A 9,780-nucleotide genomic window follows, 5' to 3' on the forward strand; every position below is an offset into this window, starting at 1 on the left:
TTTCCATCTCTTTCAACTGCTTGAGCTGGGAAATGTCCATCCCGGAATACTTGTTCTTCCAAGAATAAAACGTCCCTTGGCTGATGCCGTGCTCACGGCAAATATCCGCAACCGATAACCCCGCCTCCTGCTGTGACAGAATCTTGATGATCTGCGACTCGCTGAACTTACTTTTTTTCATTGTCCCTAAATTATAAAAACTACGTTAATAATCGTAGCTAATTTCAGGGAGCATTACATATTTAAATGGGTTTTCGGTTGAGCTTATTACAATTTAATAAAATGGGGCTTCACTTATTTTGCGTTAAGTCCCTATTGATTTTTCTCTTACTTTTTAAGACAATGCTAAGTATTCTTCTAAAAAAAGGATTAAAAGAAAATTGCTAAATGCTAGTGTATGAACGACAAATATTTGTATAAGTATGATGAATCCGATCGAATTGTCCTTTAATAGTTTGAAACTTCATCTTAATGAATATAAAAAGCAAACAGTTTATTGTGTATGTTCGTTATTTTCTGAGTGATTTCTACGGACGTTCTAGAAATTAGGTCAATGTGCTTTGCCTGGTTTATAAAAGTCGTTCTTTGTCGTCAATCCCAATTTCTAAAATTTCGTAATTCTGTTTTAGACAATTTTTTCGACATTCTTGGCTATTGGTCCTTTCGGTGATTGAAATACATCCAAAGATAATTTTAAACCCGGAATAATTTCATTTTGTGGAAACCTATTCAGTTCTGTATAATGAACAAAGACATCATCATCGGTGGAGTCAATTTTTATGAAACCAAATTTTCTTTGGAAATTGTAATAGGTAACGATGCCAGTCTTCTTTTGATTGGTCACAGCCGGTAGCAATTCCTCGGTAAATGCCCTAGTTAAATGAGCCTGTCTATATAGAACTTTAGTTTGACTAAGTGTTGCTTGTAATTTACTTTCAAGTTGTTTAAAAATGTCTAAAGCTTTCTGTCTATCCCAAAGGATATCCAGTATTTTAAGACAATATTTTTCTATTTCTTTATTACTGGAAATATTTATAGGCATCTTTTTGCCAGCACTGTGTATTCGAAACATTAATAGTAGATGATACTTGTACCTTTTCGAAGCATGCATTAATTTGTTTTCGCGGAAGAATTCTTCGAGGACATTAAGAGCTATTCCGCTAGTATAATACGGATATAAGGAATGGTTCTCTTGAAATAATCTACTGCTATAAGAATTGAGTAGCTCCCCGAAATATCTTTGAGTACTTTGAGGTTCATTTAAAAACATCGCAATATAGGAAGCTATTTGTGTGGATAGGCCTATGATTTTCTCACTTTTTGCCTTTGCTCCTAGATATTGTCTTGATCTCCTCTCATAATAAAGGCGTTTGTTGTCCTCTTTCTCAAAAGTGAGATAGAACTCTTCAAGCTTTTTGTGAAATGGCTTTAAAATTTCAAAAGCTTCATTTTTGACCTCAGTTTGGCTATTTGTGGCTCGGATAATATCATTGATTGTGTCATCGTCATCGGTTACAATTAGCTTCAATGGGACGAATATATTAGGCGTTAAAAAATTTTTCAAGTGATGAAGGACATGTGAGGTTTGACAGCCGTTTACTATCTGAAAATCTGATATTTTAAACGCGCTCCCCACTTTATTCAAGCTTTTGGCTACTATAGTTATTCCATTGTTAAGTAATACAAATTTATCGTTAGTCTGTTCTTTTTCTATTGTATTTCTAATCCCAGTATTTACTTTGTTATATCCCTGAAAGTCTCGAACGTTGTCATAAAAAATTGTCTTAATTAATTCGTTATCTTCATCGCTCGTCACCTTAACGAGTTCGGTCGCAGGTAATATACCTAGATACGATTCAGTAACCCGATTCATTTTAGGTAAAATTGTGTGTTTTTCGAATATAATTTCTTTTGTGATTTTATTTTTAATTTCGCGATACAATGATTTTAGCTTATCTGAATCAATTGGGATAAATTTAACATCACTAAATAAGTCTAATGTTTTCAGGTCTCTTATTCCAGAATTAATTATCGTTTTAAGATTCTGATCATCCATCCATTTTCCTGTGGTTGCGTAATACAATTTGAGTGTAGGACTAGTTTCCATTTTTATGCTATTCTTGTAGATGTAGTCCTTTAAGTCCCGTAGATTTAGCAGTTCATCTTCAAATGTTAGGTCACCATCCCGAAAAAATTCTTTTACAGAAGCTAAGAACGTATTTATGCCGCTCATTTCAAATGCGCTTGACGTCTTAGACTGTATAAAGTTGAATTCAACATCTAATAAATCGGCGTCCTGAATAAAGTAATCTATCTCTTCTTGCGACGTAACCAAATGATTGTTAGACATAATAGCTAAGCCATCAATGCCCGGATTTCGAGTCCCTCCAACATTAATTTTGTCAAGTGACGATCGATCTGGATAAATTTTTGAAACTAGCACATAGTTTACGAATTGCTCAAATAGTTTAGAGTTGCTAACATCTCCATAATTAAACTCGAGTTTGAAATCCTCAATAAAGCTTTCTACAATTCTATCCATGTTTTTGGTGAATTATGTTTATCAAATTGAAGTAAGTGTAAAGTAATGTAAATATCATTATTATCTTGATAGTCAACAGCTAGCCGTTTTCTTACGAATGGCGCAAATCGACCTCAAGTTTGTAAAGCAATTATTAATTACCCAGTCAAATAACCAAAAATTCCGCTTATTCAGGCCCAAATCACAATTGGTTTCGCTAAAAGTAAAAACTAATTTATTGAAATCCAAACTTCAATAAGGAAATGGCTATGCGCTAACCATTTCCCTAAAATCAAAAATCAACGTTTGTTTATGGCCACTATTAACATGTAAAGATATCCGCCTTGCACTGTACTATCAATGGCCAATTAGCCAGTTTTTAAAATAATCGTGTTGCATTTAGCAATCACAAAATCCAAAAGTTGCAATTTCAAGCGGCGTTACATTACGGTTTACCGTAATGGCCCAAAAGTTATTGTATGATGCTAATTGGGCGGAGATGGTCGGTGAGTTTTGAGTTTGGTGAGATTATTTTTATCTTCGTCGTAGGTTTAGGTTGATAGCCCCATCCCTGGGGCGGACCCGTTACTTACGAGGTAACGGGTTTCTTTTTATCATGCTATTGTCTTTTTAACATATCTTAACAATCCTGCTGTAACAAGGCGGGGCTGGAATGCGTTATATAGTCAGTTAGTAAAATTTGTCTTTTCATAATTTAGGTTTATAATTGGTTAGTTTGAAAGCCCCGATTCTCCCCGTTTCGGGGCTTTGTTTTTAGCGACGTCTATAGCGAATGCGGATAATATTGCAATGTCCGATTTTCAATTTTGGTCGTAGCATATTTTTTGGGGAAAATTACACTTTCAATCGAGAGCAGATCGGATAAATCAATTGAGAGTTAGGCCCTGCTCATCAGCTTCGGTGGCTAGGTTAATGACATGATGAACTAAAAAGGCCTCAATCAAAGAAAGTGCATAGTCCCGATCGATTGGTAACATATCTGGTTTTATAACTTCGTCAATGTATTGATCAGGATTCCATAATTTACGTACTAATTCGGGATATGTAGGTTCTATTGTTTGCATAATATCCTCGAATTTATTGTTTGCTATTTCAATAGCTTCTTTGCGATCTGCACCAATCAATGGCAACGCAGAAATTTTTACACCACTTTTCATTTTCGTTGTATTAGGTTTAATGATTTGATTTTCATTAGACGGTTTTTTACCCTTGGGCAAACGGTAGTCATGACCATAGCTTTGATGACCATCTACATCAGCAAAAACCATTTTGAAAATGTCCAGTTTAGTCTCATCAGCGAATAACACGTCGTTGTCATTTTCTGCACCCGAGATATAAATCTCCCATTCTTCAATGCTGATCTTGTGCATGTTATCGAACAACAGCTTAGCTAATTCCAATGCTGATGGAGAAGCCCGAAGCATTTCTGTCCATTTTTCAAATCCAACCAATCTCGCAATGATGTGCTGAGCGTTCATAAGTTTGAAATGGTTTTCATTGATGTCGAAGTCAGTAACCAGCGCATCCACGTCGAAAAACTTTGGCGTATACTCAAAGAGATTATCGCTCAACGAAGGATTGAAATAAGGTTTTTGTGTCTTGAAATCTTTGTGAAGCTTCTTTGCCTGGAGTTTGAAGTACTCAATAGTTTTCATAATACATTCCTTTTGTACCAACTTAGTTATCCTGAATAGTTGCGTTCGTAATCTTTAGTTGGATAATAAGCAGGTAGGTTTGCATTATTAAACCATTGGCTGATGAAATCTTTGCACGAACGAGCAAGCTTGCCAACAAGCATATACAATGGTAGGAATAAAATCTTATTTTACGAAAATTATTGTGCTGGGTTTAGGGTTCTTTTCGGTTACGGCTCGCAAGTGCTTTCAGAATGTACGGCCTGCTGCATCACAGGAGGACGTCCTCACCGGGACCTTCAGCAAGGCGTTCGGTGGCATCGGTGGCCACGTGAATGCTAGCCCGGAAATCATCAATTATTTGAAGTTCCAGTCGTCCCGCCAGCAGATTTTCTCAGTGATTCAGAATCCATACTTTATTTCACGTTTCATAAATGCTTCTTTTCCCCCTCAACGATTTCCGCGATACGTCTTCCCTTATGCTCATGCTCTTTAAAATGATCATCCATTAGCGCATTAACAGCATTGGTTGGCGATTACCTAAGATCTTTATAAAGTATCTCATTGAACGCTTCCATAACCTGTTTTGGCAATTTGTTTTTTCCGTTATAATTCGGAAAGAAAAAATACTCACCTTCGTACCTTAGCAATACACCGCTAACATTATTCTTAAATTCTTCATCAGCATAAAATAGCCCCGCTTCTATGTTATGAGAGATGGTGTCTGGATAATACACGCCGAATGGCCTATTACCATGGAAAACTACCTTTCGGCCATATAGATGCTCATACAAGTCTTCAGGTTTAAACCAGCTTTCAAAAGTCAAACCAATACAGATTAGAAAAGGCAAGTTGTGCTTTTGTACAAGCGGTGTGTATTTTAGCTTGGAAAGTAGTCGGCTATTTGGACCCGACAGCCGACGGTAGTCAAAATTGATAACACTGGGATTTCCGATAGCAACCACGTGTTGCAGATTATTGTTTTTGCTGACAACCTCGATCGTTATATGCTCCCATAAAGTGATGCGGTCTCCAGTCGACCGTTCTTCTTTTAGCCAGTCATCGACCCGATCGACAAGAGCTTCGAAGTCAATATCAAGTACTCTTACGTTATTGTATTTATAACGAAATCGGACAACGTAGCCTTTTTGGATTGTCTTAACACCGTTCATAAGCGCATCGGAAAAAGCAATTTCTTCACTGTCTCGCTTGGATGGATTTAATCGGATAACTTCGGCAATTACGGTACCCGAATCTGTATTAATTGTCCAGTCAGGTGTCAGTCGAGAATCAGGGAATGCTTTTCTTTCGTGCTCGAGTCTTGGAAAGAGAGAAGCAAAGAAAACGCCGAATCGGAATTCAATGATGGTAGCTAGAAACTCCTCTTTTTCACGAATGGCTTTCAATTTCCGTTCAATGGGTATATTGTGGTCGTTACCGAATGTTTTAAACGTTTGTTCGAGGTCCAAGTTGTTCTTAAAAAAATCGTCGTAGAAATTCATAGTAGGCTAAAGATACCTACAAAACGGATGGAAGCAAATTCTCGTGTAATTATGTCCGTTCGACTTCCGTTGAGGACACATCGGAATGCCAGACGAACGACTTTTACTGCGCGCCAGTGAAGAATAATCACTAAATTTGTCACTTGAACTGACTTGAACTTAAGCCAAATGGATGAAAGATTATTTGAGGAACTGATTAGAAGACCGGAAGGATATATCCTTGATTTTAAGGAGACTTCGTATCAGTTTGGCGGCAGAAATGAGGATGAGAAATTCATTAAAGACCTCATCAGTTTTTCAAATACGATAAGACAGCAATCGGCCTATATCATAGCCGGAATCAGGGAGGGCGATAACCAAACGGAACTCATCGGAATTGCTCACTTTGCCGACGATGCAATATTCCAACAAAAGGCAAAAGACAAGATATGGCCGAAACCTGTTTTCTCGACCTACAAGTTTCCTTATCAGGGCAAATTATTTGGTATTGTTGAGATTCCGATCCATCCACACGTCAATCCGCTTACCCCCACAAGGCAACTAAAGGGACTGGAACCTGGCGTCATTTACTTAAGGCGGAATTCTTCGAACTCCGAAGCGGCCGGAAGTGAAATCATTGCGATAAGTGATTGGCTCAGGTCGTTGACGTTAAACTCGCCTGGGACAGCAGCGCTACAAGCAGAAATAAGCGAGTTAATCATCGGTCTTTCCGATCAGGGTAATAAACTTTCAGCCATGTTGAGTAGAAGTTTGCAGCTTGCCAGGAAAATCGGAAACACCGAGTTGACGGCGTTCATTGAGAATGAACTGATGGGGTATAACGGAAATAGTAATGCCGATAAATTTGGCTTCCGGGTCTTAAACACACCAGCCACGCCCTACAAAATATCTATTCCCAGCTTTGGCAATTATTCGGCAGACAAGATGATTGCTTACATGGAAGAACGGGAAGAATTTCGCAACATCAACTATTTCTTCCCGCATTCCATCATCGACATCGAGTCAATGATGCAGAAATTTAGCACCGACAATCAAGCAATAGCTTCGTACGAATTCCCATATAAGACAATATTTCCCGAAGTGACTAGCAACATTGGTAACGCAACCATTTATATTGGCCCCCAATCGATTCACAATTTGTACGCAAATATTAGAAAGTATGCTATTAAGCTACTGATCGAGTCGCAGGTCATGTAACGGTTGTACCGATTAATAGCAACTTTCCCGGATATTGAAGGCACGGAAAGAAGCAAGCGAGCATCGGGTGACTAACCCAATTGGCTTTCTAGTACGATACTTGTAAACCATTGATCAGAGCTATGAAAAAAGAGTTTATCAAAACGATTATCTTTACCAAAACACCATTAAAAAAGTGGTTCAGGTACAAGGATATTTTTCAGATATATCCAGCTGATTTTGAAGGAATGCCACGGTCCAACCTTCAGCAACATTTTCCCGTCGTGTTGGAATATTGGACTTCAGATAAGGATCATATTGACGTTGACGTAGAATACGAAAACCTGAAAGCCTCTTTTTCCCAAACGGCTACTCAATATAACAAACAGGATAAATTGCTATCCTTACTAACCGTGTTTACAAACCACGTGTTTTTTAGGTACACGCCAGAGTCTGGCTTTTGGGGAGTCGCAATTCAACACGATAGTCCCGGTCAAGAGGCCGATAGTTGGCCAGTAAAATGGGTGTTACCGGAGTTCCATTGGCCGGAAATGGCCGGCAAGTTTCAGCTGAGTGAATTTTCAACTCCGGAAATACAAGAAGTCGACTACATAGACCACCTCCCATATTACTTTCAGGATCCGAATTTTGATAGCGACACGAAGCGGGAAATAACATTTCCGAATACAATAGATTTGGTCCTTGATACCTACTTTTCGACAGATGAAGACGAACGAAGCGTATTGGATTCCGCAATCTCATATGCTGTTTCAGCAATGGAATTGATGACAAGTAAGCGTACCCTTTCCCTTCTGTCATCATTTACATCCGTCGAAACGATGGTTAACCTGGAATATCGAAGTTTTGTCGCCGAAAAATGTGACGGCTGTGGCCAGCTCAAGCATAGTGTCTCCAAGAAGTATAGAGATTACTTATTGAAATACATTGGTGATTCGATAAGTAACAAAAAAAAGTTTAACGAATATTATAGCTTGAGGTCACGTATTGTACACACGGGTAAGCGATTGAGAACCGAGGATATATACGTAAAAATGGACGACGAGGAGAGGCTAGGGGAATATAAAAACATGGCAGAAGTTCTATTACTTGGTAAGCTTGCCATCATTCAATGGCTACTGAAAAAGGAGATTAGATATGCCTAATGGATTTTGTCATAAAAGTAATATTCCTACAATCCTTGTCAATTCACAGATGGTAAATTATGAATGAGTTTATAAAGGAGATTATCACAGTTTCTACGCTTGAATCGTATGCGAGCGGATGTGTAAAGATATATGATACCTTGTCGAAACTAAAGGACATAGGGTATAAAAAGTTGATTATCCCTAGCCGGGGGGCTTATCCATTTTATTATGGTGCTCAGACAGTATCAGTGATTACAGGTTCGAGATGGGGAGAAAGTTTTGAATTTACTACCCATTTCAAAAAATGGTTGCTTCCGTTCACTTCAGACTGGGGTGGACACAGTAATCCCGACTTTTCTTCACGGAAATCGCGGATGTTCTGGGCCAAAATTTTGGCTGATGTAATTAACGGTGAAGAAACAATACACCTTCGGTATTTTCGTGCTTTGGTTAGTACCTTCGGTAACTTACTGACTGTAAACACAGGTGATGTATATCCGCCTGCCAATTTCAGTAAGAATGTCTCCGGTGATGACAAATTTATTTTCATCGACACAGCAATTTCAGGAAGGGCGATTCATGAGATTATTACGGCTTTCAGGGACCTCGGTCTAACAAACTATTTTATTATTCTCGTGGTTGACAATAACGGTAATTTGCTGGAAGGTGAATATAAAAACACAATACATACAGAGAAAGGGCAAGGCAGATTAGTAGATATACCCGTTGAAAAGATCTTTTCGGAAGATGCAAGCCCACTCCTTAACCGGGGCATTAGCGCATTAGTATTTCCGTCCATCATCCAGGGGGCCTATGCGGAAATACCCGATTTCCATCGTGACGAAATGGTCGGTGCGGGGATATGGTTTATTGATAGTCTGAGCCATTTAAGGCACACGGATCCAGAAAGAAATGGCATCATGGGCGCACTAGGAACCCTGCTTTACGCTGCTATAAATGCATATTTGGATGGTGAATCGGAGTTTCATTCCCATATGGTAGACTTCGATACCTCAAATATGATAGATCGGGCGGGCAAATTACGAATTGACGATCCAAAGAGTACCGAACAGTTCTTTAAGGACCGGTTACACTATAGAAACGCGAATATTGACCTCGACTTGGATGTATCGGGGTCGCACGTAGTGAGGGTAAATTTTACGGAGGATGAGGTTGGCAAGTTTCTGAAATGCATAAAGTAATTTCGCGTTTAATTTTGACTTCGCCCTCCCCAATACGAACGCGACCAATAGAAACCATTGTTACTCTCGATTATCATTATCGAGAAAGGCCGGTTCAATAGATGCACGGCCCTTCTTCGATCGTATACACGATATTGCGTATATATCTATCGACTTAGAAAAGCACGTCAAAGAGTTTCTTAATCGATAATTTCAAGAATTCCAGAATAGCTGCTTTGGTCATCCAGCTTTTCATGATCCGTTTAAAAGATGTGGTCAGCGGGTTTACCAACCATGTGCGAAATCGCTTCATGTCACATAAAGTGAGGGAATGTTTGCCTCACTGAAACAAAGCTATTTAATCCGCGGTCCACAATAAACGACAGCATGTTTTCTGGTGAAATGGGCCAAAGGAAATGCCGAGTCGGTTTCACGGTCTATTCCCCAATCCACAATTTCGTCCAGAATGGCCATTGTAAGCGGTAATTAAAAGTGCAGCGTTTTTGGCAATCAGGAATACATAGTTTTCGGCAACAAAGAGTGCATAACAATGGCAACAATAAGTGCAGAACGTTTGCAAATGTATATCAGTCGTTTTGA

7 protein-coding genes are annotated in these 9,780 nt (G+C 38.8%); 3 read left to right on the forward strand and 4 right to left on the reverse strand.

Annotation, left to right across the window (positions count from 1 at the left end):
* The 4 genes from ACFQRK_RS23585 to ACFQRK_RS23600 all read right to left on the reverse strand — a co-directional run.
* A partial coding sequence (locus ACFQRK_RS23585) for a transposase (RefSeq protein ID WP_379010869.1) occupies window positions 1-181 on the reverse strand: 181 nt, incomplete at its 3' end.
* Between the two features lie 444 nt (window positions 182-625).
* Complete coding sequence (locus ACFQRK_RS23590) at window positions 626-2,542, reverse strand: AIPR family protein (protein WP_379010870.1); 1,917 nt, start codon at window positions 2,540-2,542, stop codon at window positions 626-628.
* A gap of 866 nt (window positions 2,543-3,408) precedes the next feature.
* On the reverse strand, window positions 3,409-4,197 hold the full coding sequence (locus ACFQRK_RS23595; RefSeq protein ID WP_379010871.1) for a hypothetical protein: 789 nt from the start codon (window positions 4,195-4,197) through the stop codon (window positions 3,409-3,411).
* A 515-nt stretch (window positions 4,198-4,712) separates the two neighbouring features.
* Complete coding sequence (locus ACFQRK_RS23600; RefSeq protein WP_379010873.1) at window positions 4,713-5,678, reverse strand: hypothetical protein; 966 nt, start codon at window positions 5,676-5,678, stop codon at window positions 4,713-4,715.
* A 168-nt stretch (window positions 5,679-5,846) separates the two neighbouring features.
* Here ACFQRK_RS23600 and ACFQRK_RS23605 point away from each other — a divergent pair, with 168 nt between their 5' ends.
* The 3 genes from ACFQRK_RS23605 to ACFQRK_RS23615 all read left to right on the forward strand — a co-directional run bounded on the left by ACFQRK_RS23605 (window position 5,847) and on the right by ACFQRK_RS23615 (window position 9,201).
* Window positions 5,847-6,875: an RNA-binding domain-containing protein gene (locus ACFQRK_RS23605; protein WP_379010875.1), complete on the forward strand. Its 1,029-nt coding sequence runs from the start codon at window positions 5,847-5,849 to the stop codon at window positions 6,873-6,875.
* 122 nt (window positions 6,876-6,997) lie between these two features.
* A complete protein-coding gene (locus tag ACFQRK_RS23610; protein ID WP_379010877.1) occupies window positions 6,998-8,017 on the forward strand; it encodes a hypothetical protein in 1,020 nt (339 codons plus the stop codon).
* A 59-nt stretch (window positions 8,018-8,076) separates the two neighbouring features.
* Window positions 8,077-9,201 (forward strand): hypothetical protein, encoded by a 1,125-nt coding sequence (locus tag ACFQRK_RS23615; RefSeq protein WP_379010878.1) that lies wholly within the window; start codon window positions 8,077-8,079, stop codon window positions 9,199-9,201.
* The last annotated feature ends 579 nt before the right edge of the window (window positions 9,202-9,780 follow it).

The organism is Parapedobacter sp. GCM10030251, from assembly GCF_042666505.1.
Taxonomy (GTDB): domain Bacteria; phylum Bacteroidota; class Bacteroidia; order Sphingobacteriales; family Sphingobacteriaceae; genus Parapedobacter.

Excerpts from the sequence above, each read along its gene's own strand:
- ACFQRK_RS23590 (WP_379010870.1), bottom strand. The coding sequence starts at position 2,542 with ATGGATAGAATTGTAGAAAGCTTTATTGAGGATTTCAAACTCGAGTTT.
- ACFQRK_RS23610 (WP_379010877.1), top strand. The coding sequence starts at position 6,998 with ATGAAAAAAGAGTTTATCAAAACGATTATCTTTACCAAAACACCATTA.
- ACFQRK_RS23595 (WP_379010871.1), bottom strand. The coding sequence starts at position 4,197 with ATGAAAACTATTGAGTACTTCAAACTCCAGGCAAAGAAGCTTCACAAA.
- ACFQRK_RS23605 (WP_379010875.1), top strand. The coding sequence starts at position 5,847 with ATGGATGAAAGATTATTTGAGGAACTGATTAGAAGACCGGAAGGATAT.
- ACFQRK_RS23600 (WP_379010873.1), bottom strand. The coding sequence starts at position 5,678 with ATGAATTTCTACGACGATTTTTTTAAGAACAACTTGGACCTCGAACAA.
- ACFQRK_RS23615 (WP_379010878.1), top strand. The coding sequence starts at position 8,077 with ATGAATGAGTTTATAAAGGAGATTATCACAGTTTCTACGCTTGAATCG.